This is a genomic window from Paenibacillus sp. FSL H8-0315 (genome assembly GCF_038005365.1).
Lineage (GTDB): Bacteria > Bacillota > Bacilli > Paenibacillales > Paenibacillaceae > Paenibacillus_AQ > Paenibacillus_AQ odorifer.
Genome location: NZ_JBBOTA010000001.1, coordinates 5,157,545 through 5,181,533, shown reverse-complemented (window position 1 = coordinate 5,181,533; position 23,989 = coordinate 5,157,545). Strand labels below are relative to the sequence as shown.

Here is a 23,989-nt window from a genome sequence, read left to right as displayed (position 1 = left end):
AAATGTGACTTCCCATAATATAATAATTACATATATTACTGTTACTCTCTAAACTATAAGCCATTAAATGACATTAACACAAGAAAGGCTGTCCCAAATGGAGCATACTTATTCCGTAGGATCCAATCCAGTGTATTACGATAAACAGAACCTTCATGTACTGTTTGCCGGCCAGAGTCAGACCCTGCCCATGCATCAAGCTGGACCCAAGATCTATGATTATTATTTGCTGCATTTCATAGAATCTGGCTCGGGCGTTTTCCGTACAGAACATCATAAATATGAGTTGGGTAAAGGGGACTGCTTCTTGATCCATCCGGGACAATTAGTCAGTTACGTCTCGGATAAAGACCAGCCCTGGTGCTATCGCTGGGCAGCTTTTACTGGCAGTGAAGCTGACGATCTGGTGCTGCAGACAGGGTTCACACCACAACAGCCTGTGGTGACTACAACAGGTGAAAGCCTCATTCCAGGTGCCCTGTCCAGCATCATGCAAGCCTTCAACGCCAACAAAGAGAGTGCCCATCTGACTTCGCTTGGCTATCTCTATCTCATTGTCGGCGAAGCAGCTGATTTGCTCTCTTCCTTCTCCCGTCTGCCCGGCGCAGAATCACAGGTTAAGCGTACTGTGAAGCAAATGATCCACTACATGGCTTCTCAATATGCGCATCCGGTCTCTATTGAACAAATGTGTGATACGTTGGGTTATAATCGAGCCTACCTGTCCCGTGTATTTAAGCAAGAGACCGGATTATCTCCGGTGACCTACTTGCTGAAGCTGCGGATTGAAAAGTCCAGACAACTGCTGCGTGAACGACCGGAGCTGTCCGTGGAACAGGTAGCAGCATCTGTGGGGCTCACCGATGCTTTATACTTCTCTCGCCAATTCAAACGGTTTTGTGCCCAGTCACCGACGGCTTACCGGATGACTACAACGAGACAAGCAGAGAAACCTGAACGTTAGTTTGCCCTTAATCCATAAATCCATAAATCCACTATACAACAACAGCCCACCTTCCTTAACGTAAGGAACCGGGCTGTTACTGTTCAATATGCTATAGTTCTGTCTTTAAAATCGTTTCAATCCGCTCTAACTCCTCCGGACTGAAATCAGGATCAGCTAAAGCAGCTATATTCTCTTCAATCTGATCCACTCTGCTTGCTCCAATTAGGGCAGAAGTAACCTTGCCACCCCGGAGTGTCCAAGCCAGTGCAAACTGAGCCAGACTCTGTCCTCGCGAAACCGCAAGCTGATTAAGTGCGCGAATCCTCCGCTGCACCTCCGGTGTAATCCGGCTCTCATTCAAGGCGGCAGACGGCTTGGCAGCTCTTGACCCTTCTGGAATACCATTCAAATATTTGTTGGTTAACAAGCCTTCAGCCAAGGGTGTAAAAGCGATGCTTCCTACACCACTATGTTCCAGTACATCCTGTAAGCCACCCTCAATCCAACGATCGAGCATAGAATAACTAGGCTGATGGATTAAGAGCGGTGTGCCCAGGCTTTTTAGAATACTGAGGGCTTCAGCCGTCTGCTCCGCATTATAGTTGGATAGTCCTATATATAAAGCTTTGCCAGAACGTACCGCATAATCCAGCGCCTGCATGGTTTCTTCAAGCGGTGTTTCCGGGTCTGGACGATGAGAGTAATAAACATCAACATAATCTAGGCCTAGCCGCTTCAGGCTCTGATCCAGACTAGCCAGCATATATTTACGTGAACCCCATTCCCCATAAGGGCCGGGCCACATGTTATACCCTGCTTTTGTAGAAATCACTATTTCATCACGATAAGGATACATATCATTGGCAAGAACTTTACCGAACAGCTCTTCTGCTGAACCAGCTGGTGGACCATAGTTGTTGGCCAGATCAAAATGGGTAATTCCAAGATCAAAAGCACGAGTGATCATTTCTCTGCCGTTTTCGTAATTATCGATCCCACCAAAATTCTGCCATAATCCTAATGAGATTGCTGGGAGCTTGAGACCTGAGTTCCCGCAACGATTATAACGCATGTTGTCATACCGTTTATCGTCTGCTACATATACCATTGCTTATCCCTGCCTCTCATTACACGCTGTTGTGAGCCTACCTTATCTTTAAACTTCTGAGCGTAATAATAATCTGGCAAGAGAAACCAAAGGACAGCTTTTTCCTTCTAGCTTAATAGATCCTTGACACTGCCCATTACTTTTCCAATTCGATCTGTAATCAGCAGATCCGCCTGATCATCATAAGGTGTGGGATCTCCGTTCAGCAGCACCGTACGTTTGCCCCGGAAATAAGTCACCAGACTGGCCGCAGGTTGAACCGTTAGCGAGGTTCCACCAATAATAAGCATATCTGCAGAGGCAATCGCTGCTACAGAGCCCATAAGCACGGAGTGATCCAATTCTTCTTCATATAAAACCACATCCGGCTTGATAATTCCGCCACATTCCGGGCAGTGAGGAACGATCTCAGTCATTTCCAGCAGTTGATCCAGCCCGTAATACCGTGAGCAGTCCATACAATAGTTGCGATGGATCGAACCATGCAGCTCAAGGACACTACGGCTACCCGCCTGCTGGTGCAGGCCGTCAATATTTTGCGTAATCACCGCTTTCAGCTTCCCCTGCTGTTCCAACTCCGCTAGTAGCTGATGCGCACCATTCGGACGGGCCTCTGGATGAATCATTTTACTGCGGTAAAAATCAAAAAAAATGTCCGGTGAGGACATAAAAAAAGTGCGGCTCAGCATCACTTCAGGTGGATAAGGTGAATTGTGCTGAGTTTGATATAATCCAGCTGCGGAGCGGAAATCAGGAATTCCACTCTCTGTAGACGTACCCGCCCCTCCGAAAAAAACGATATTGTCACTTTCTTTGATCCAAGAAGCAAGTGTCTGCAATTGATCCATGCTAAGTAGCACATCCTTTCCTTTTATTAGCTGATCAGTAAGTGATCCGAAGCTCATTGAAACCGGAAATGATTACATCTGCATCTATAAGGTGCTCCCCATCACCACTGGCGGAAATCCCAATTGCGAGGCGAAGCCCTGCACCTTTACCTAATTGCATATCGGCATTACTGTCCCCAATAATAATCGTCTCTTCAGGCGAAAGCCCTAACTCCCGGCAGGCCAATTCAGCCATTTCAGGAGCTGGTTTTCCGTTTTTTACTCTGTCCCTAGTAACTACCGAATCAAAATAGCCTGCCACATTAAGCCATTCCAAATGCTCTCCGGTGGTCTTTGCCCCGTCGGAGGTAACCACGCCAAGCTTAAGGGATGCCGCAGAGCATTGCTCCAAAAAAGAATGAAGTCCCGCTAAAGGCTGTGCCATACGGCGTCGGCGTAATTCATACATCGCGTTTTTAGTTATGCTTTTCACACGGGTCAGCGCTTCATTCCAAGGAACTCCTGCTGCATATAGCTGCCATGCGAGTACACCGTAACTTTCTTCTTCTGTAGCCATGGTAAGCGGCCCCGCCGGGTCGTACCCTATTAACTTCCCTTGCGGATCATGTTGCGTACCCAGCACCTTGCTGCGCTCTACAATAAATCCCGCTCCCATGATCGCAAGTTGATCTTCCAGTCCACGCAGCACAAGCTCCGCCCAATTCCCCCAGGTGGCTAATAGATCGAGTAATGTCCCGTCTTTATCAAACAATATTCCGGAGCAGGGAACGCATTCATCGTTAATGTGTAATATGGGCATGAATTGTTTCCTCCCTCTGTTGAATGACCCGTAACTACCTCAGATTTCCCAGCCAATCCAACAGGGCACTTACTGTGCGACTCTGCTGCTCTTCCTCGGATATTGTGGCTTCGCCGTCCCCCTTCTGAGGCCCGTAGCTGCCAAATTGCGCATGATTCCCACCTATAATTGAACTATAAACTGTATTATCTGGCAGATAGGAGCGCCCTTTGTTGTAGCTGTCTCTGTCAATCACTTGATCCTCAGTACCCACAACCGATAACACTGACAAAGTAGTCTCTCGTAGACTGCCCTTTTCATCTGGATAAGAGGCTAAGAAAAATACACCTTCCAGCTGGTCCGTATGCTCAATTGCGTAACGTGAGGCCATGACACCCCCAAGTGAATGTCCACCCAGCACAAAAGATTGCTTCGGATGCACACGAATAATCTCTTCTGCGGCATCCCCCTTCGTAACGGCTAAATTAAACGGCATTTTGGCGATGTAGAAGGGATGCCCTGCAGCAGCGACGCTCTTCGCAAGAGGGGAATAAGCTTCCGGTTTAACCAAAGCCCCAGGATAAAATATAATCGAGGCGCCTTTAGTAATGGAAGGTTCGAACGAGATCCAATTATCATTCTGTTCGACGGTAACTCCACCACTTGAAATCAGTGCGGTTTCGGCCTCTTGAGCCGGTGCATATGGCGTTAAATACTTCCATATCAGCAACCCGGCTACCACTAAAATAATCAATACAAAAATAGCGACGCGACGCTTAGTTATTCTTCTCTTCAACATGTTCCACTCCCAGATGTTAATGCATATAAAAATTATAGTGGAATCCCTCTATTCTAACAACCTTCAACACATCGCCACATTTCGCACACATGATAACGCTTTCTATTGTGACTTAATTCACAATTAAATCAAAGAAAATCTAGTATTTTAAAATTAAATTAATTTGCATACAGCATAATTTGGAGGCTAAATCATGGTAGGGGAAAACTCGCTGGAAACGCGCGGAGAAACCTTTTTTCTCAACCTGCGTTTTATGCTTATTATCACTGTTTTTGCCGGTAATGCAATTGAACCTCTGATTAACAAAATGAGCGGAATACACGGATTATATATGTGGATTTTCAGCTTTCACATGCCGCTGTTCGTACTGGTGACCGGCTATTTCGCCAGAAAAAGCCTTGCCGGAACTACCGGCCGCAAAATGCTGCTGCAAATTGGATTGCAATACCTCATTTTTCAAAGCTTATATTCCGCACTCGACGTTTCCCTCTTTCATGTAAGCAACATCCAGCATTCCATTTTCGCACCCTATCTGCTCCTATGGTTTCTGGCCAGTCATGCCTGCTGGCGCCTCCTGATGCTCGGTATGAGCAGATGGTCCATAACCGCTAAGCTCCTCTTCGCTGTAACAGCGGGGGTGGCTGTCGGATATCTCCAGCTGGACGGTGTATGGTTTAGCATCAGCCGTACCTTTGTATATTTGCCTTTTTTCATTATCGGCTATCATTTCTCCTTCGAAACCTTCGTCAAGCTCTATCAGAAATATATCAAAATCTTTGCAGCAGCCGCCTCCATTCTACTCCTTGCCGTCATGGCCGCATGGGGGGCAGGATTTCCCTTTGGCTGGTTATATGGCAGCATGACCTATATGCAGCTTGATGCCAATGTATGGTATGCAGGCGTATACCGTCTGGGACTGTACGGACTACAAATTGTCGCTTCACTCACTTTCCTCGGCCTCGTACCTTACGGAGCGAGCCGCATGACCGACTGGGGGCGCCGCACGTTGTATGTTTTCCTGCTTCATGGTTTTATCGTTCGTCTGGCTGCCGTTTCCGGGATTTACACCTATATTGGCAATGCTGCTGGGGCAGTAGTCCTGCTGCTCACCGCCGTATTATTCACCGTATTGCTGGCTCAGCCGTCCGTTAAACGGCTCTTTCACCCGCTGGTTGAGCCGTCCGTTGACTGGATGATCACCCTTCAGCGTGCCGCCCTACGGCGCACACTCTAGCTTTACATCCAGAACAAACAAAGCAAGGCGGTTCCTTGGATACGAAGATTCGTTTCCGAGGAACCGCCTTGCTTTGTTCATCTCCTAAGCTAAAGTTCTACTTCATCCTGATCCATGGTATATTTTACCTTCATCATAATATGTTGTTCATAATCGCCAAACTGGCGCCCGAACAGGTTAAGTCCGCCTTGATGAACTGCATCAGGGTTGATTCCAATGCGCAGCCGCAATTTGGGGCTCCGGTTAATCAGAAGATCATTTAAGGAAACATTCGACACCTTCTCCATATCAAGTGTCGTCTTTTCATGGTCAACACGCCAGGTCTTGAGAAACCCGTATTGTGTAGATCCATCCCACCACCAGTTCGGATTCAGCTTGCCCCGCCGGTCACCGAAATCACCGGGACTGGTCCACATGCCGATCTCCGATCCATTCACCCATACAGAGATGTTCGAAGGCCAGTTCTGGTCATAATTCGGAGCTTCCGAACAGATCTCCATGGATAATTCCAGCGATTCAATTTGTGCTCCGGAGGGGATATCCATAGGCAGCAAATATTCCAGAAATCCTTTGCGGAGCCAGATCAGCTGAGCGTTGACATGTTTAGGGTGATAAAAGCTCGACGGTTCATCTTCTTTGATAATAAGACCCTCGCTATTAGCCATTCCGCAAGTAGGAGATACCTCACAGTCGCTATAATGGCCGATCGGCATCTCTACTTCATAGACATGAGTTAATCCCTTTGACATCGGTTCTTTCAAATTCAAGGCAATATGAAGATCATCATAATTCCGGCTGCAAACTTTCATTGCCCCGCGTGAAGCCGGAAGCAATTCTGTATGAATTAACTCTGCTGCTTCTAATACTTTAATATTGCTTGCTACCGTCGACACTGGAAGCTTCAGCCTCTCAGCGATTTCAATAATATTTAAGTTTTTGGAGTTTAAGAGCCGAAGAATATCAACCCTAGAACGAGTTGATAAAGCATGCGTTACTGTGACTAATTTTTCCGGGTCGTTTAAGCTAAGTTCCAGCACAAATCAGCTCTCCTTGTATCCTAATAATTATCCTAATCTTACTTCTTAATGAGATGAAAAACAATTACACCTACAAGCCCTTTCACCTAGAAATGACCTCCGGAAAACCGGAAGCCATTTCATATGTCTCTTAGGTTTGTTCGATTCACAATGGCTTAATATCAATGAAATCAATTTCTCCGTAACCTTCGCCTTTGGTAAAACGAAGCTTGTTCATGCCTGCCTTCAGTTGAACCCGGGCTGTGGACAGCCCCCAATTCTCCCACCCTTTATTGGTGATATAGAATGGGCTGGCAGGTCCTGCATTGACACTAAGCTGAAAATTCGACCAATTCCCGCCAGACGTTCCATTCGCCGTTCGAGCCAAAAGAATATACTCGCCTGCGGCTGCCGCATCAACCGAAAATTCCACGTAACTATCCGGCGTATCAATATGACCCGCCTTAAGTCCAGCCGAGCCCTTGGGACTCGAAGAGGCATAGGCATCGCCGCCAAATATCCCTTTTTCCGCTTCGTAGCGGGTATGCATGGTTTCACCTGAAGGCAAAGTTATCGGAAGATTAGGGTCAACGGGAATACCCAGATTAGGTGTATGATCAGCATTCCAGCTGAATTTCTGCATCCGCACCTCGCGGTTCCAGCCAGCGTTATTGTATTTGGCGACATGGTACATGATCCAATCCTCTTGGCCGTCAGGAGACTTTGTAAACGAATGGTGTCCAGGTCCATAAAGTCCATTGCCTGAGGAAAAGATAGGCTGATTGCGTTTATTCCATGATGCCGGATTCAACAGATCACTGGAGATGTCTGCGGTGATCAGTCCCAGACAATAATCATTAGTCCAGCTTCCGCTTGCCGAGTAGACCAAACTAATGACTTCTCCATTTATAATCACCTGTGGTCCTTCATTCACATTTGGGGAATGATTCGTTTCCCAGCTATACGTTGGTCTTGAAATCTCTACGCGTTCGGAATCAATGGTCCAGGGATTACTCATATGCGCGATATAGAGATTCTGCCGCACATTAACATTCCCCTCCCAGCCGGACCAGATAAAATACAGCTCGCCGTTCACTTGCAGCACAGTACCGTCTATAGCCCACTTATTGCTTGAATCTGTGATCTGGCCTTTGTACTGCCAAGTTCCCTGCATCGGGTCTGCCGCTGTGTTCTCCATTACATGCATGCGGTGGTTTACGTTATCTCCGTCGTCCATCGCATAGTAGATATACCAAGCTCCGTTTATATAATGTAGCTCAGGCGCCCAGATGCCGCTACCGCCCGTGTTGACAACTTTAGTAGGCGCTGCATCAATAGTGGTCAACTGGGCTGACTTCCAGAGGGTAACATTGCCACCTGTTGTTTTGGTGAAATAATAGAAGCCATCTGTATGTTTATACACCCATGGGTCCGCCCCGTCCTGCATAACCACGTTGTAAAAGTCATTATGATCAGAGACAGCTAGGGTCACCTTCCCCATTGGAAGAATAAGAAGAACACTTAAGGCGACCAGACATTTTTGCCGGAAATTCACTTTCATAATCTATCACATTCCTTTCGAATGAATAGTTACGTAGCGCCTCTAATCTTCAATTGCAGCCTTACGCGCATTGATGCCGCGGATTCGCTCGGGGTCGAACTTCGGCTGTCTGTCATAAGTGTACAGTCCATTGACTTCCTGCTCCACATCGTACAGCTGGGTATAGCAGAATCCAAACATCAGCGGATGATCCAATAGAACATTCGTCAACCCCTCGTAGCGTTCGATAAACATTTGCTCTGAGGTCGGTCTGTCCCCATACCCCCATGATTTTTCATCTTTCTGCTGCGGGTTCCACCAAATTCCGCCATACTCGCTGATGAAGTAAGGTTGACCTTCATACGTTTGGCGATCCGGGAAGGTATTGAATACTTCTCCGCCACTTTTCATCGGTTCATATCTGTCCCGGAACGTCTGCGGATTCTGGTCATAGTCATGAAGATCGAAGATATCTGTAGCCACATGGAAGTTGCCGCTTGTATCAATTACTGGACGTGTTGGATCCATACGTTTTGTTACGTCGTAAACAATCTGGAGCACGGGGTTATGCTGTTTCGCACCGTCCCGGTCCCAGGTCTCATTAAAAGGGCACCAGCCGATCAGCGCGGGATGATTGAAATCACGCTGCATACCTTCGAGCCATTCCGGCAGGAAGTGAGTCAGGCTATCCGCTCCAGTAATATTCAGCCCCCAATTGGCATGCTCTCCCCAGACAAGATAACCTAATTGGTCAGCCCAATAAAGATAACGCGGTTCAAAGATCTTCTCGTGAAGCCTCGCGCCATTGAAGCCAAGCCCTATTGAGATTTCGATGTCTCTGCGCAGATCTTCATCAGTAGGAGCGGTATAGATTCCCTCCGGATAAAAACCTTGATCCAGAACTAACCGCTGAAATACGGATTTCCCATTGATCCGGAATGCCATCCCATCCAGTCGTACCGTGCGGAGTCCAAAATAAGAATGGACCACGTCACTCTCCCGTCCCTGACTATGCAAGGACAACTTCAGGTCATACAATCTGGCGTTTCCAACTTCCCACAAGCGAATCTCTGATAGCGGAATTGTAAGTTTTATAGAGGGTCCGGAAACGATCACACTGCTGTCCCCAACGGGTTTGCCGCCATAAAGAGCAGTGGCCCTAAGCGTGTCCCCCGCTGCGTTCCCTTGTACCTTCATTTCTAGGTGCACACAGCCATTGTCGGGATCAGCGACAACTTTCAGATTAGACAGATAGGTTTCAGGGACTTGCTCAAGCCATACCGTCTGCCAGATTCCTGTAGTGCGTGTATAATCACAGCCGTGCGAATGGAACTGTTCACTCTGCTTGCCCCGTGGCTGTCGTCCCGATCGAACGTCGTCTTCAGCATAGACAGTAATCACATTACTGCCCGCTAAAAGATTAGAAGTAATATCAAAACTAAACGGAGTATATCCTCCGCGATGCGTACCTACGGATACGCCGTTCAACCAGACCTCCGCCATATAATCAACGGCGCCAAAATGAAGGATAACTCTGCCATTTGTCCAGCTCTCCGGCACGGTAAACTCCCTTTTATACCATACAGCAGCCATAAAATCTTTATATTCTACACCGGACAGCTTGCTTTCCGGACAGAAGGGCACAGTAATTGTCCCTGAGAGATTATGTTCGTTAACAGGGTATCCGCGTTCCTTCCCACTTTTGCCATGATCAATTTCGAATTGCCACTGGCCGTTCAGATTGATCCACTCTGGTCGAACAAAGTCAGGGCGGGGATATTCAGGACGCGGAAGCGTTGCTTGTTGTGTCATGGTGTAACTCCTTTTAGTAAATGTTATTTATTGGATATGCATCATAATGTTGCGGATCGCTTCAAGCGGAGCTTTGGGCTGTCTATCATAGGTGAGCAGTCCGTTGATTTCCTGCTCGACATCCGTCAGCTGGGTATAGCAATACCCTTGGATCACCGGGGAAGTGAACATCGGGTCAACCACAGCCTTGAGCTTCATCAGGAAATCCTCTTCATTCTCTGCCCCAGAATAACCCCAGCCCTCCCACTCACTTTTCTTGAAGGCAATTCCACCAAACTCGGATACGAGAATCGGCTGGCCTTGATACGAAGCTCCACCGACAAATATTTTGCGGTTGGCCGGCATCGCATTTACAGAAGATTCTGCCGTGGCATATCGCTCCTCCAGCACTGCCTGATGGCTCTCATAGTCATGAATAGTCACCAAATCTGTAGTCATATGCTCCCACCCATCGTTATACACAACAGGTCTCATCTCATCCAAGGATTTCGTTAAATGATACATAGCCAATCCGTGCTGCTGCTGACGTGTATCAATCTGGACATTGGGAACACCCCAGCTCTCATTAAGCGGAACCCAGGTCACAATACAAGGATGGTTATAGTCGCGCTCGATGATCTCCTGCCATTCCTTCGTGAAGCGGCGGACATACTCCTCGGAATATTCGTAAGCATTGGCTGCCTCACTCCATACCAGCAGGCCGAGCTTATCACACCAATACAGGAACCGGGGATCTTCTGTCTTCTGATGTTTTCTCACCCCGTTAAAGCCCATTTCTTTCGTCAGCTGGGCATCCCGTTTCAGCTCTTCGTCTGTAGGTGCGGTTAGTATCCCGTCAGGGAAGTATCCCTGATCCAGCACCAGTCTCTGGAAATATGGGCGGTTATTCAAGCATAGCTTGCCATTTTCAATCGACACCTTACGCATGCCGAAATAACTCGCCACTTCGTCAATTACTTCCTCATTCCGAAGCAATTGGAATTGAATATCATACAAATTCGGATGCTCAGGGCTCCATAAACGTCCAAGACCATGATCCGCAAAATCACCCAAGCCGATAGTGCGCAGCTGCTCACCATTCATGACCATATATTGATCTTCCGCAATTACTTCACTGTCATACGATACCGTTATGCGCAGCTTGAGCGGATCAGCAGACTTAAATCCTTGCAGAAAGGTCCGAAGCCGGATTTCATTGCGGTCAATATCTGGTGTCATCATGGTTTTACTCAGATGCACTGCAGACAGCGGTTCAAGCCAGACACTCTGCCAGATTCCGGTTGTGCGGGTATAAAAGATGGCAGCAGACTGCTCCAGCCAATATTGCTTGCCACGCGGCAAGGTGACATCACGGCTGAAATCCTCTGCGCGCAGTATGATGGTATTCCTTCCTTTGAGCAGCGAAGGAGTGATATCGACCTGAAATGGTGTATGTCCGCCTTCATGCACGGCCACCAGCTGATCATTCACCCAGACTTTTGCCAAATAATCAACGGCGCCGAAATGGAGGACAATCCGCTTCCCATTCCAACCCTCAGGAACTTCAAAAGTTCTTCTATACCACACAACATCATGAAATGAAGGATCTTCAATCCCGCTCAGCTTGCTCTGAAACGCAAAGGGCACTTGAATAACCCGTGAAAATAAACCCTTTGTGTCCGTCCGATACCATTGTTCTTCCTCACCGACATCTTCATCATCAAACGTAAAATCCCATTCTCCATTTAGGCTAAGCCAATCCTTACGGGCAAATTGGGGTCTTGGATATTCTGGACGTGGAACGGATGTGCTGCTTGCTTCTGTCAACATGGTGTACTTCACTCCTATTAAATAATTTCTATATAAGATGAACTTGTTTTTTTGCCCGCTATCCTTTAATCGAACCTACGTAAACACCTTTAACAAAATATTTTTGCAAGAAAGGATATACCATTAATATAGGAAGCGTAGAAACGACGATCGCACAATACTTAACCAGCTCGCGGAAAGCCGTCTGGCTCTGGGCACTATCGATGACTACCCCGCCTGCACTGCCGATCGAGGTTGCGGTTGCATCATTAGCTACTAATATTTCCTTCATTAATAGCTGCAGTGGGAACAGCTGTCTGTCCTTCAACAACACCATCGCATTAAACCATGAGTTCCAGTTCCCCACTAAATAGTATAAAAAGATTACGGCCAGCGTAGCTTTGGACAGCGGAAGAATCACATTCGTTAAAATATGGGCCTGACTTGCCCCGTCTATGGTAGCCGCTTCTTCCAATTCCTGCGGAATGGCTTGAAAGCTAGTTCGTAGGATAATAATGTTCCATGTGCTTAAAGCACTTGGCAAAATCATGGCCCACAAATTATTGTACAGACCAATATCCTTCATTAATAAGAACCAAGGAATCAACCCGCCGCCAAAAAACATGGTGATTGTAATCAGGATCATGATGAAGTTTTTGAAATACAATCCTCGTCTGGATAATACATAAGCTCCCAGAATGGTCATGATCATGTTGACTAATGTGCCTAATCCTACATATATAATCGTGTTTTTATAGCCGTTGATCAGACTGTTATCTTTAAATACCAGCTTATAGCCATCCAAAGTGAATCCCAGCGGTTTCAGCAAAATGCCTTTATGAGCAATCAACATGCCGGGGTCGCTGACGGAGGCAAACAGGATGTGCAGGATCGGATAAAAACACACCAAGGTTAATGCGGTCAGCAGAGTATAAAGTGTGCCGTCAAATACTCTGTCACCGATGGATTTATGTTTTCGTCTTTTTTTCGCTTTACGCTGCAAATTATCTTTCATAGCTGTCCCTCTTTCTTACCATAAGCTGACCTCGGACCTGCGTTTGGCTATTGTATTGGTCATCCAGAGCAGCCCGAAGTTAACGATTGAGCTGACCAAGCCCACAGCCGTGGAATAACTAAGACTGGCTTCTCTTAAACCGCGACGATACACGTAAGAGGCAATAACATCCGCCGTATCATAGATCAGAGGATTGTACAGCAGGATAATCTTCTCGTACCCGGACGACATCAACCCGCCGATGGCAAAAATAAACAGAATGATGATAACTGGGCTGATCTGCGGCAGCGTAATATGCCACATTTTTTTAATCCGTCCCACTCCGTCAATTTCAGCAGCTTCATATAATGAAGTATCGATGGAACTCATCGCCGCAAGGTAGATGATGCTATCCCAGCCGATGCTCTGCCAAATGCCGGAGAAGGTATAAATCGGCCGGAAGAACGAAGAGTAGCCGAGCAGTGAAGAGTACTCTTTTCCGGTAATAAATTGCAGGATTTGCGTGATAATCCCTTCATCTGCGGCAAAGATATGAATGATCCCGCATACCACCACCAGGGATATAAAGTGCGGCATATAGGTGATCGTTTGGACCACTTTTTTAAACTTAACCCCACGGATTTCGTTCAGCATCAAGGACAGAATAATCGGGGCTGTAAATCCAAAGGCAATCCCCCAAACATTGAGGAGAAGGGTGTTTTTAACGACCCGCCAGAAATAAGGCCCTTGGAAAAAATCAATAAAGTGCTTAAACCCTACCCACTCGCTCTGGCCAAACCCCAGCAGGGGTTTAAAATCCTTGAAGGCGATCATAACCCCCCACATCGGCCCGTAGCAGAAAATCAGGAACCACGCTAAAACAGGGACAGCCAACAGATAGACAAACCAGTTCTTTTTCAAATCCTTCTTAATCACTAACTTGGTATTTTTAGGTTTGGCGTCCTGAGGAATGGGCTTTATCGCTCTGTTTTTTCGTAATATTTCCATAAAACAACCACCTATCGTTTGTTATATCGATCTAAGGCTGCCTGATGGATACTCAAAAACTCTTCCAGTCCCATACTCTGAGCTTCTTTCAAAAATTTATCATAGGCATCTACCGGCAGGTCTCCCATTATGATTTTTGCAAAATACTCTCCGCGCAGTGTCGACAGCTGGTTTCCAAGCTCGGCTTCCCGCGAAGCTTCATCTTTGGTAAAGGAAATAGGTGGCATAGCCATACTGGTGTCCATATTTTCTGTCCAATTCTTGCGAATGTCTCCCGAGTAACTTCCTTTGGCAGCGATCAGCGGGTTGGAATGATGCTCATCCCGGATATCCGGCCAGTTGTGCATCCGGTATTTCCATAAGGTTGTCGATACGGGCTGACCTTCAGGGTCTTTAAAGATATAACTGTTCTCTGGATAATAAGGCATTCCCGTCTCATCAATCAGGTGGACCGTGCCGTATTCACCAAAGTTAATCAATTCCCAGCCCTTTTTACTGTAATTAAAATCAAGCCAAGCCATTGCCGCTTCTACATTTTTGCTTTGCGTGGTGATTGCAGCTTCGATCCCCGCTCTTTTGAAATTTTTGTACGTGGTTGCGGACTTATCTCCTTTGTTCAGAACCGGGTTCAGTGCGCCCACAAAGTCGATACCGCTCTGCTCTTTCCAATAACTCCACATCGTATCCGGAGAGTCCATCATCATCGCGGTATCTCCCGAAATGGCGCTCGCCATTCTCTGGTTAAAGTCTGCCGTTGCCCAGTCCGGGTTCAGTAATCCTTCTTTGTTCCATTGCTGCATGGTGGTCAAATATTCCTTAGCTTTCGGCTGTGCTGGCCCCCAGGCCACTTTGCCATTCTCATCAAGGAACGTCCAATCCCATACTCCATATGCGCCATTTATGATGCCGGTAAAAATCTGGCCGTAAGTAGAGCCGTAATTAAGCGGTGCTTTGTATCCGACTTCCTTTGCTTTAGTCAGGAAGGTATGCCATTCATCAATCGTATTTGGAACTTCAAGCCCTGTTTTGTCCAGCGCTTCCTGCTTAATCAATGTTCCAAACCAAGTCCACTCTGAATATGGGGCGATGCCATAGAAGCCGAGCAGCTTGCCGTCATCCGTGACCGTGGTTTTTCTTCTTGATTCATCCGAATTGCGCCACTTCGTATAGTTCGGAGCATTTTTCTCCATCAGATCTGTCAGATCGATATAAGCGCCGTCATTTACGCCCGCTTCAAAACCTCCCGGATAACGTCCCGGCTCAATGATAATGTCAGGCAGTTCACCGGAGGAGATCATCAGCGTGAAGGCATCCGCTTCCTGGCCGATTGGCGGCGTGATGAAGTTTACTTTGATTCCCGTTAATTGCTCCACCTGCTTCTGGACAGCATGATTGTTCATATCCGGAATATTGGAATTCGCAGGCATCCATACATCCAGAACCACATCACCTTTAACAGGATAAGCTGAGTAATCATTTGGAATGACTTCATCGAAGACGTCGCCGAGGTATGTATCATTCAAGGAATGATTAACTTCGTCGATTTGCTCTTGCGTTGGGGCTGTATTGCCGCGTATGTCTGCGCTGATATCTGTAAACTCAACCGGGTCTTTGGCTGTGCTCTCGTTCTCTTTGTTGTTGGAGACACCCTTATCAGCCCCATTGTTTGCACTGTTGCCACTACATGCTGTTACAGTCGAAATGATCAGTATTAACACAAATAAAAGACTAAAATAACGCTTTGCATTGTTCTTCATACTTAACCTCCCACTATAAAATATTTGCCATAACGCCTTAAGCAAATCCAAAGCTTGGAACCACGCTCCTTTTTGCCCTGTAGATAACTCCCCTTGATTAATACAGTTTTTCTGTATCTCAGATCGAATTATAAGCATCCAAAATTCATATGTCAACGCTTTCATACAATAATTTTGTAATCTTATGAACTTTTCTCAAACAAATATGTGGCTATACCAACTACAAACCTATTAAAAAACCGTACTAACCATCCTATATTTTGGCGAAAAACCCCTTATAAAACAGGCGTTTTTCGTCAATTATTATCGACAGCGAATAAAAATATCTGCATTACATGAAAAGGCCATTCATTACAGTTTTTCTGTAATGAATGGCCTTTTCAGTCTTGATTTCCTGTTTTATTCTTATTCTCCCGACGGTACGGTCTGAGCAAGCGTATCCCTACAAGGAACCCCAAAATCTGGTGTCCCATCCACCTTCCACCCAAATTTCTGGATACGGGTCGCGCGCAAAGACACATCCGCTCCAGCGGAAGGAAGCGCATGATAGACTATCCAATCTTCCTTGCCATCAGGAGAATGTGTGAAGCTATTGTGCCCCGTGGCAAAAATCCCGTTCTCTACACTTTTGCAAAATACAGGCGACATTGATTTTTCCCATGACAGCGGTTGCAAAGGATCTGCCGCTTCGTTCATGGTGAGCATCCCTAGTGCATAATCCTCAGACCAAGTCGTACTTGCCGAATAAACCATGAAAATACGATTGTTTCGCTGCAAAATTACCGGACCTTCGTTAATCGCCATGCCACCTTGCTTCTCCCATGACAGAGTTGGAGCGGTAAGCAGGTGATGCTCCCCTTCCAAGGTCCAAGGATTACTCATTCGCATAATGTAAATAGCCGACCCATAATCAGGAAAATGACCATATCCCGCATACAGAAAATACAGCTGATCCCGCAAAGACATTACTGTTCCATCCAACCCTGGGACAGGTGTCTGCAAAGCACCTCTCCATACCCACTGTCCTTCCAGCGGGTTCGCCGCTTCATTCTCCAGCACGCAAATCCGCCGTGAATCGTCGCCTCCTCCGTCATTCGCAGTGTAGTAAATGTACCATCTGTTGTCCAAATGATGAATTTCCGGCGCCCACAGATTGTAACTGTAGCTGCCCCCCGGTTCGGGAGACCAGATCACTTTCTTGTCGCCCTCCGCAAGGCCGGTCAAGGTTCTAGATCTCGTCAGCTCCAGACATTTAGCTTTTGTGGCCATAAAGTAATAATAGCCATCGGTATGTTTGAATACCCATGGGTCTCCTGAGCTTGCTACAATTGGATTTAAAAAAGTTGTACGCTGTGACATTCCCTTTCCCTCCTTAGCTTTTCATCCCCGTAAAAACGATCCACCGCGGCGATAATAATAGACAAATCCCGATTTTCCAGCACCTCCCATAAAATAATAACTCCCATCATACTCAGCTCTCCTAAAGTTGTCTAGAGTGGTAAATAGATACATCCGAACCCTGTTCCATTTTCCAAATAAAGCACTTTCCTTTCGAAAATGAGCTTTTCCTCCACTTCCCACGCTTTGCGTCAATCGACAAACTTCACATTGTCCGGTAGAAAAAACGTGCTCTTTGTGATAGACTCACTAATAACAATGACTTCTCCGTTCATTTTAGGCGGTAACTGTTTATACCAAAACAGCGGCTTTTTTTATAGAAACGGCATCGCTTTTCTTATTGAGGAAGCAGGTCCCCGTTCTTTCTATAAACCGTATATACGCAGGTCTTTGGAGTTCATTGCGTTAATGCGACACTATATTTGATTGAAATTCATTTAGGGGGGAATGTCATTATGGCAGCCAAGAAAATGCGTTCAGACATGATTAAAAAAGGCTTTGACCGTGCTCCACACCGTAGTCTCCTGAGAGCAGCCGGAGTAAAAGAAGAAGATTTCGGAAAGCCGTTTATTGCGGTCTGCAATTCCTATATTGATATTGTTCCAGGGCATGTGCATTTGCAAGAGTTCGGTAAAATCGTTAAGGAAGCGATTCGCGAAGCTGGTGGCGTTCCTTTTGAATTCAATACGATCGGCGTAGATGACGGGATTGCTATGGGACATATCGGCATGCGTTATTCACTACCAAGCCGCGAGATCATCGCTGACGCCTTGGAAACTGTAGTTTCCGCGCATTGGTTCGATGGCATGGTCTGCATCCCTAACTGTGATAAAATTACACCGGGCATGATGATGGGCGCACTGCGTGTTAACATCCCAACCATGTTCGTAAGCGGCGGCCCAATGAAAGCCGGCGTAGATAGTAAAGGTAAAAAGCTCTCTCTGACCTCGGTATTTGAAGGCGTTGGTGCTCACCAAGTCGGCAAAATCAACGATGCAGAGCTGCTTGAATTAGAACAATTCGGTTGTCCTACCTGTGGATCTTGTTCCGGAATGTTCACTGCCAACTCCATGAACTGCCTTGCAGAAGCACTTGGACTGGCATTGCCAGGTAACGGTACGATTCTGGCTGTTGCTGATGAGCGTAGAGAATTTGTTCGCAAATCCGCAACACAACTGATGGAATTGATTAAGCTGGATCTTAAACCAAGAGATATCGTAACTAAAGAATCCCTTGATAACGCATTTGCACTGGATATGGCAATGGGTGGTTCTACTAACACAGTGCTGCACACCCTTGCATTAGCTCAAGAAGCAGGTATCGATTATCCGCTTGAACGCATTAACGAAGTTGCAAACCGTGTTCCCTATCTGGCTAAGCTGGCTCCAGCTTCTGATATCTTTATTGAAGATGTGGACCGTGCGGGCGGCGTTAGTGCTGTATTGAATGAACTGCTGAAGAAACCAGGTGCTCTGTTCGGGGAATGTATGACCGTTACCGGCAAAACATTAGCTGAGAACGTAATCGGACACGAGATCCAAGATACTTCCGTAATTCATACTATCGACAACCCTTACTCCGAAAGAGGCGGTCTTGCCGTACTTTACGGAAACTTGGCTCCAGAGGGTTCTATCATCAAGGTTGGTGCAGTTGATGCTTCAGTAGGTGGATATCATAAAGGTCCTGCGATCTGCTTTGATTCCCAAGAAGCTGCACTGGAAGGTATCGCGAACGGTAAAGTTAAAGAAGGCCATGTAGTCGTTATCCGCTATGAAGGTCCTAAGGGCGGACCAGGAATGCCGGAAATGCTGGCGCCTACTTCACAAATCGTGGGTATGGGGCTAGGTGCTAAGGTCGGTCTGATTACAGACGGTCGTTTCTCGGGGGCTTCCCGCGGAATCAGTATCGGTCATATCTCTCCAGAAGCAGCTGAAGGCGGTCCGATCGCTTTTGTTGAGGATGGAGACATCATTGAGCTGGATCTCAACAACCGGAAGATTGAATTGCTGGTTGAAGAAGAAGTATTAGCAGTTCGTCGTACGGGTTGGAAAGAATTCGAACCTAAAGTTAAAACTGGTTACCTGGCTCGTTACTCCAAAATGGTAACCAATGCAAGTAACGGCGCAGTGCTGAAGATCTAATCCCTTTAGCAAAAAAGAATATTAAAACAAGCAAGAGCAGTCCCACCTTAGTATTTCTACTGGCGGGCTGCTCTTTTTTTAATTATCCCAATAAAAAAATGTTCCACAACCCATCGCTGGATTGTAGAACATCTCTTTACATGTCCACTGTAAAATATTTATCAATAAGATCATGAATCAATTGGTTACTGTCGCACCTGGCATTTCTACATCCGCAACCGAATCATTAAGTGACAACGATTCTTCCTGTTGCGATTTGCGTTTTTTTGCAGTTTTCGGATGATGAGGCAGCTGTTGATTCATCTTTTTGAGCAGCTCTGAGACAGGCATCAGGATAAGCTTCGGCACAAGGACCTCGCTCCGTTCTTTAAGCCTTGCTCCACCTGCTGGATGAATCACACTTAACAGGATCCTTAAGTAAAATTTGGAGGAACGTGCGAATAAGCCATCCGGCAAATCACGTACGGTAAAGCCGAATTTCTCCGGTCCCCGGTTAATCATGCTGACTCCATAAAGCGCTTTGGCTTCCGCAAGATCCACATCTTTGGCAATGATCTCAGCAAGAATGGGCAGATCCTTTTCCATTCTGCGGATCATTCGAATCGCAAGTTGAGCGGAAGAACGTGAATGAATCCCTAATTCGAACAACTGTTTATTATCGATGTGCAGCTCAATGACTTTGTCACCTTTACGCAGCAGTTCTCCGCCCTCGAGTTCAACCGGTTCACCCTGATATTTCCGCATCCGATAATGCAGGAAAGGATCTGACGGAGTAATCGTTTGGAGATGAAAAAGAGCTTGAAATACCTGTTCCCAAGCTAACCAAAGTCCTACAAGCACCCGTTTACCAAAAGATAAGCGCCGGATAGGTGACGTCTCAGCCATCTTAATCATCTCATCAATCCGAATGCTGCGTAGTCCCCGTTTACGGGCTTCCTCCAGAGTCTGCTCAAGAGCCACAAGCATATTCCCTGGAGCATCCGCATCTGCACCCAGCGTTGTGCCGCTATCATGCAACAACATCACTTCCCCGGGATTTAGACGGGCCAGCATCTTCTCAGTGAGTTTTTCGGCGCCGAGCTTCTCACGCCAATCGCCAAACATTGCCGACCAAAGCACAATTTCAACTTGGCGTCGTTTGGAAATATCAAATAAATTGACAATACCCCAAGGTGGACGGTAATACGTACTGCGTTCGCCAATAATATTATAGATAATATCATTCGTACGTTGAATCTGCCGGCGGACGGTTGCTGGCCGCATGAGCCAGTTCGTCTTGTGAACATAATTATGAATTCCGATGAGATGTCCCTCATCATGGATACGCTGAATAAGATCAGGATAACGTTCAGCATTAGAGCCGACTACAAAAAAGGTTGCTTTTGCATCATACCTCTTCAGTAATTCCAGCAGTAATGGTGTAAATCGAGGATCAGGTCCATCATCGAAGGTCAGTGCGAATTCATTTCGCCCAGTTCCTTTACGAAAGACACGGTAACCAAAAATCCGGCTGATCATACCAGGGATAAAAGCATAAAATGATGAGATGTAAAATAACCAGAGCAGCAAAGTCTGCATATTAATTCCCCGCTTTTCCAGAGTTGACTTTGGCTCGCCTAATGTCTGCAAGCAGAACCCGTGAAACGGCCAAGTGAAGTAGAATAAAAAAACGTTACCCCCTATTTTAACACATGTATCAAAGAAATAGACGCTTTTAAAGTAAAATCATGTACAATGTAATCAACCTGGCGTATCCACTTATAAAAAAAGGGAGTTGTTTATATCTATGCTGCCGTTATACAAAAAATATTGGCGCACATTTTTTGACATCGGATTAATTGTCCTCACGGTTTATCTAATTATGTTCTCCTTTAGTAAGCTGTATCAGTTAGCTGCACCTGTATTCCTGTCTTTTTTTGTATTTTTGCTTATCGAACCCTTGGCCCGCTTCTTGAACCGCCGTGGTCTTGGTAAACCTTTTGCCTCCGCCATTTCAGTGTTGCTCTTTCTGATTGTGCTGTTAGGTACATTATTTGGTGCCGGTCTACTGATTACGATCCAGGCCCTTCACTTCCAAGAGAACCTCCCTAAATATACATATGTGGTGCAGCAGCATTTTGTGGAGACCACGACCTACCTGCAGCAAAAAATAGATAACTTGCCACCCGATATTACGAACAAGGTCAACGGGTACTTTAAAGATGCCACGGATGTTCTAACAGGATGGCTGATTACTTTTCTAAAATACATGGCCGGTATTCTAGGCTCCTTCTCCACCTTCATGGCCAATTTCGGGATAGCCATTATTTTGGCATTTTTTCTTAGCATGGAAATCAAAGATTGGCGTAAAATCGCGCATGACAAAATGCCAAAAACCTTTAAGAACGCCTTCGCCTTTCTGCAAGGCAATGTATTCAAAGCCATCGGTTCCTATTTAAAAGCACAACTTATTCTGATCAGCATTACATTTGCCATAGTTCTAGTCGGCTTATTTATTCTGCGAACCGGCAACGAAATCACAATGGCATTAGTCTGCGCGGTATTTGATGTTTTGCCGCTTCTTGGCGTGACGACAATTTTAGTCCCTTGGATCATCTATTTGTTCATCGTGGGCAATACATCACTGGCTATTGGATTAATTATCCTCCTTGCCATTGTACTAATTGTTAGGCAGCTGCTTGAGCCGAAGATTACCGGGAATTCAATTGGCGTATCCTCAGCCTTCCTTATGCTGTCGTTCGTCATTCTGTCCACATCTGCTTTCGGTATGGCTGGTCTGATTCTGTCGCCGATTTTGCTTATTCTGATAAAAGAACTGATTCAACAAGGGTATCTTCAGAGCTGGATCTATCTCCCGCAAGAGGAATTTATCGTTTCACCCTTTGCAGCTAACGGTCCAGCTTCCAATCAGACCAGCTCTGCGCCACCACCTGAACCTCAAGCTCCAGAGGGAACCGATGATAATAAATCCAATATCTGACCGAACAGCTTAACGGCTAGATGTGAGCTGTCCGGAGCGACGTTCTCCACCGCTACCGACACAGCATATCTGGGATGATCCAGCGGCCCGTAGCCGATAAACCATTGATTGTTACGCGGCATACCCTTAACAAGGGTTTGTGCCGTACCTGATTTCCCGGCAACCGGCCATTTCGTGCTCTGCAGACTTGTGCCGGTTCCATCCGTAACTACTTTACGCATCCAGGACAGCAGCTGGCGGGCTGTAGATTCTGAGATCCTCCCGGCAGTTGAAGGGGAAAGATGACCCGGCAGATCCTCTAGCTTTTGCCCATTTGCAAAGGTTACACGCTGGAGAATTCTTGGCGCTCTCACTTCCCCGCCATGCAGTAACGTCACCACCAGGTTCGCTGCCTGAAGTGGAGTCACTTGCACATCTCGCTGCCCAATGGCCGTCTGCACTCTGGCGCCTGGATCATCCGGCAGCAAAGAAGTAAAGATCGTCCCCTTCTGCTCACCGGACAGTGGCTTAAGAACTGGAAAACCAAGCGTATTCTCCGCTTGCCAGCTAATATCTCTTCCGAGCCCCAGCGCGAGTGCTGTCGCTTGAAGCTGCGCCCCACTCAAACGTTCTGCCAGCGCAGCAAATACAGTATTACAGGACACGGCGAACCCTTGCGCCAGCGTGAGGGGACCGTGTCCTTTTCCTTTTAGACAAGACAATCCATATTTCTCATATTGCCCTGAACAATAGAAAAGCTCATCCGCTGTGGTGACCCCGGCTTCTAGTGCTGCTGCTGCTGTGACGATTTTGAAAATTGATCCAGGTACGGCAGCCTGCAACGCCCGGTTATTCCACTCTCCCCCTTCAGGGGATATCTTCTCTGGGTCGTAAAAAGGTAAAGATACCATGGCTTCAATATCTCCCGTTCCGGTGTCTAACACCACCACGGCTCCTTCCTTCATTCCAGCTTTGACAGCTAACTCCTCTATTTGTTCCTGAAGCTTTTTATCAATCGTTGTATATAAAGACAGCGGATAATACGGATTACCCGGGGCTCGTACTTGAATGGGACTGCCCGGGACACGTTGCCCGCGCGCATCAACCTGAGCATATGCCTCAGTATGCCCTACACCTCGAAGCAACGGCTCCAGGGTCTTTTCTAACCCGTCCGTTCCTTTCATCGGAATTCTCAGCCCCGATGGGGAAGCCTTCCCACCAGTGTTTGGTACCGCTTCCGATAAATATCCAAGCCACTGCCGACCAGTTGCTTTCCCATCATATCTGCGAGCAAAAGGAAGCACGCCTACGCCGTCGATCCCCAATGCACTCACTTCTTCCGCTTGCGCGGATGTAAGTGCGAGCGGTCCTTTTCCCACTGAGGATGGCCAAAGCAATGGTTCTTTAAGGGAAGAGCGCTTGTTTAGCAATTGCTCATAACTCACTCCAAGGATAGCTGCCAACCGGTGCATGGACTCAGCTTCTTCGTATACGACCTGCGTCACGGTATTCCTAGCCTTCGCCTCTTGAGGAAAAAACGCAGCCGTCCAAATGGTTTCCCCGGCAAGGGGTTCACTCTTTCGGTCATACAGACGCCCCCGCCCAGAGTCCAATACCGTCTCCCGTTCGCTTTGAATTTCTGCCATCTTTGCAAGTGTATATTTCGTTCCAGGGACCGTCTGTTCCTTCATAAACAGTTGAATCCACGCCAGCCTAAGGACCAACACGGCTACTACTGAACATAAAATAATCAGTCCGCCGAGTATACGTCTGTGGACATTATTGTGCAATCCCATTCCTCCTGACTGACGTTCATAGCCTTTATTATGTCCCACCCGCTGGATTATTTACACTCATGCTTAG

The 23,989-nt window shown here is 46.7% G+C and carries 18 protein-coding genes; 4 read left to right on the top strand and 14 right to left on the bottom strand.

The window, feature by feature from the left end; genetic code table 11:
- Nucleotides 1-97: 97 nt before the first annotated feature.
- A complete protein-coding gene (locus MHB56_RS22445; RefSeq protein ID WP_076126358.1) occupies nt 98-964 on the top strand; it encodes an AraC family transcriptional regulator in 867 nt (288 codons plus the stop codon).
- 91 nt (nt 965-1,055) lie between these two features.
- Here MHB56_RS22445 and mgrA read toward each other — a convergent pair whose 3' ends face one another.
- The 4 genes from mgrA to MHB56_RS22425 form a co-directional block, all read right to left on the bottom strand.
- Nucleotides 1,056-2,054 carry an L-glyceraldehyde 3-phosphate reductase gene (mgrA, locus tag MHB56_RS22440; RefSeq protein WP_341144026.1) on the bottom strand — a complete coding sequence of 333 codons (999 nt, stop codon included), beginning with the start codon at nt 2,052-2,054 and terminating at the stop codon, nt 1,056-1,058.
- A gap of 107 nt (nt 2,055-2,161) precedes the next feature.
- A complete protein-coding gene (locus MHB56_RS22435; protein WP_076192851.1) occupies nt 2,162-2,902 on the bottom strand; it encodes an NAD-dependent protein deacylase in 741 nt (246 codons plus the stop codon).
- Nucleotides 2,903-2,936: 34 nt separating this feature from the next.
- On the bottom strand, nt 2,937-3,701 hold the full coding sequence (locus MHB56_RS22430) for an HAD family hydrolase (RefSeq protein WP_076126352.1): 765 nt from the start codon (nt 3,699-3,701) through the stop codon (nt 2,937-2,939).
- 34 nt (nt 3,702-3,735) lie between these two features.
- Nucleotides 3,736-4,479 (bottom strand): alpha/beta hydrolase, encoded by a 744-nt coding sequence (locus tag MHB56_RS22425; RefSeq protein ID WP_076126350.1) that lies wholly within the window; start codon nt 4,477-4,479, stop codon nt 3,736-3,738.
- A gap of 193 nt (nt 4,480-4,672) precedes the next feature.
- Between MHB56_RS22425 and MHB56_RS22420 the strand changes: the two genes are divergently transcribed.
- Nucleotides 4,673-5,713, top strand: a complete 1,041-nt coding sequence (locus MHB56_RS22420) for an acyltransferase family protein (protein WP_076303830.1) — start codon at nt 4,673-4,675, stop codon at nt 5,711-5,713.
- An 89-nt stretch (nt 5,714-5,802) separates the two neighbouring features.
- Here MHB56_RS22420 and MHB56_RS22415 read toward each other — a convergent pair whose 3' ends face one another.
- The 8 genes from MHB56_RS22415 to MHB56_RS22380 form a co-directional block, all read right to left on the bottom strand.
- Entirely contained in the window at nt 5,803-6,750 is a 948-nt protein-coding gene (locus MHB56_RS22415) for an ArsR/SmtB family transcription factor (RefSeq protein ID WP_076126345.1), read from the bottom strand.
- A gap of 145 nt (nt 6,751-6,895) precedes the next feature.
- Complete coding sequence (locus MHB56_RS22410) at nt 6,896-8,290, bottom strand: family 43 glycosylhydrolase (RefSeq protein WP_076279753.1); 1,395 nt, start codon at nt 8,288-8,290, stop codon at nt 6,896-6,898.
- Between the two features lie 42 nt (nt 8,291-8,332).
- Nucleotides 8,333-10,081, bottom strand: coding sequence for a glycoside hydrolase family 2 protein (locus MHB56_RS22405; protein WP_341144025.1), 1,749 nt, complete (start codon nt 10,079-10,081; stop codon nt 8,333-8,335).
- Between the two features lie 27 nt (nt 10,082-10,108).
- Entirely contained in the window at nt 10,109-11,890 is a 1,782-nt protein-coding gene (locus tag MHB56_RS22400) for a glycoside hydrolase family 2 protein (RefSeq protein ID WP_341144024.1), read from the bottom strand.
- A 58-nt stretch (nt 11,891-11,948) separates the two neighbouring features.
- Nucleotides 11,949-12,884 carry a carbohydrate ABC transporter permease gene (locus MHB56_RS22395; RefSeq protein WP_076126337.1) on the bottom strand — a complete coding sequence of 312 codons (936 nt, stop codon included), beginning with the start codon at nt 12,882-12,884 and terminating at the stop codon, nt 11,949-11,951.
- A gap of 15 nt (nt 12,885-12,899) precedes the next feature.
- On the bottom strand, nt 12,900-13,871 hold the full coding sequence (locus tag MHB56_RS22390; protein ID WP_248547691.1) for an ABC transporter permease: 972 nt from the start codon (nt 13,869-13,871) through the stop codon (nt 12,900-12,902).
- An 11-nt stretch (nt 13,872-13,882) separates the two neighbouring features.
- The gene (locus MHB56_RS22385; RefSeq protein ID WP_076126335.1) at nt 13,883-15,628 is read right to left on the bottom strand and encodes an extracellular solute-binding protein; all 1,746 of its coding nucleotides are present in this window, start codon (nt 15,626-15,628) and stop codon (nt 13,883-13,885) included.
- 405 nt (nt 15,629-16,033) lie between these two features.
- Nucleotides 16,034-16,987: a glycoside hydrolase family 43 protein gene (locus MHB56_RS22380; RefSeq protein WP_076192862.1), complete on the bottom strand. Its 954-nt coding sequence runs from the start codon at nt 16,985-16,987 to the stop codon at nt 16,034-16,036.
- 494 nt (nt 16,988-17,481) lie between these two features.
- Between MHB56_RS22380 and ilvD the strand changes: the two genes are divergently transcribed.
- Entirely contained in the window at nt 17,482-19,167 is a 1,686-nt protein-coding gene (gene ilvD / locus MHB56_RS22375; RefSeq protein WP_076134060.1) for a dihydroxy-acid dehydratase, read from the top strand.
- A gap of 177 nt (nt 19,168-19,344) precedes the next feature.
- Here ilvD and MHB56_RS22370 read toward each other — a convergent pair whose 3' ends face one another.
- A complete protein-coding gene (locus tag MHB56_RS22370) occupies nt 19,345-20,745 on the bottom strand; it encodes a polysaccharide deacetylase family protein (protein ID WP_076192865.1) in 1,401 nt (466 codons plus the stop codon).
- 208 nt (nt 20,746-20,953) lie between these two features.
- On the opposite strand from MHB56_RS22370, the gene MHB56_RS22365 reads away from it, so the two are divergent.
- A complete protein-coding gene (locus MHB56_RS22365) occupies nt 20,954-22,147 on the top strand; it encodes an AI-2E family transporter (protein ID WP_076184708.1) in 1,194 nt (397 codons plus the stop codon).
- Here the strand turns inward: MHB56_RS22365 and MHB56_RS22360 are convergent.
- On the bottom strand, nt 22,105-23,916 hold the full coding sequence (locus MHB56_RS22360) for a peptidoglycan D,D-transpeptidase FtsI family protein (protein ID WP_405132588.1): 1,812 nt from the start codon (nt 23,914-23,916) through the stop codon (nt 22,105-22,107). The genes MHB56_RS22365 and MHB56_RS22360 overlap by 43 nt on opposite strands.
- Between the last annotated feature and the right edge of the window lie 73 nt (nt 23,917-23,989).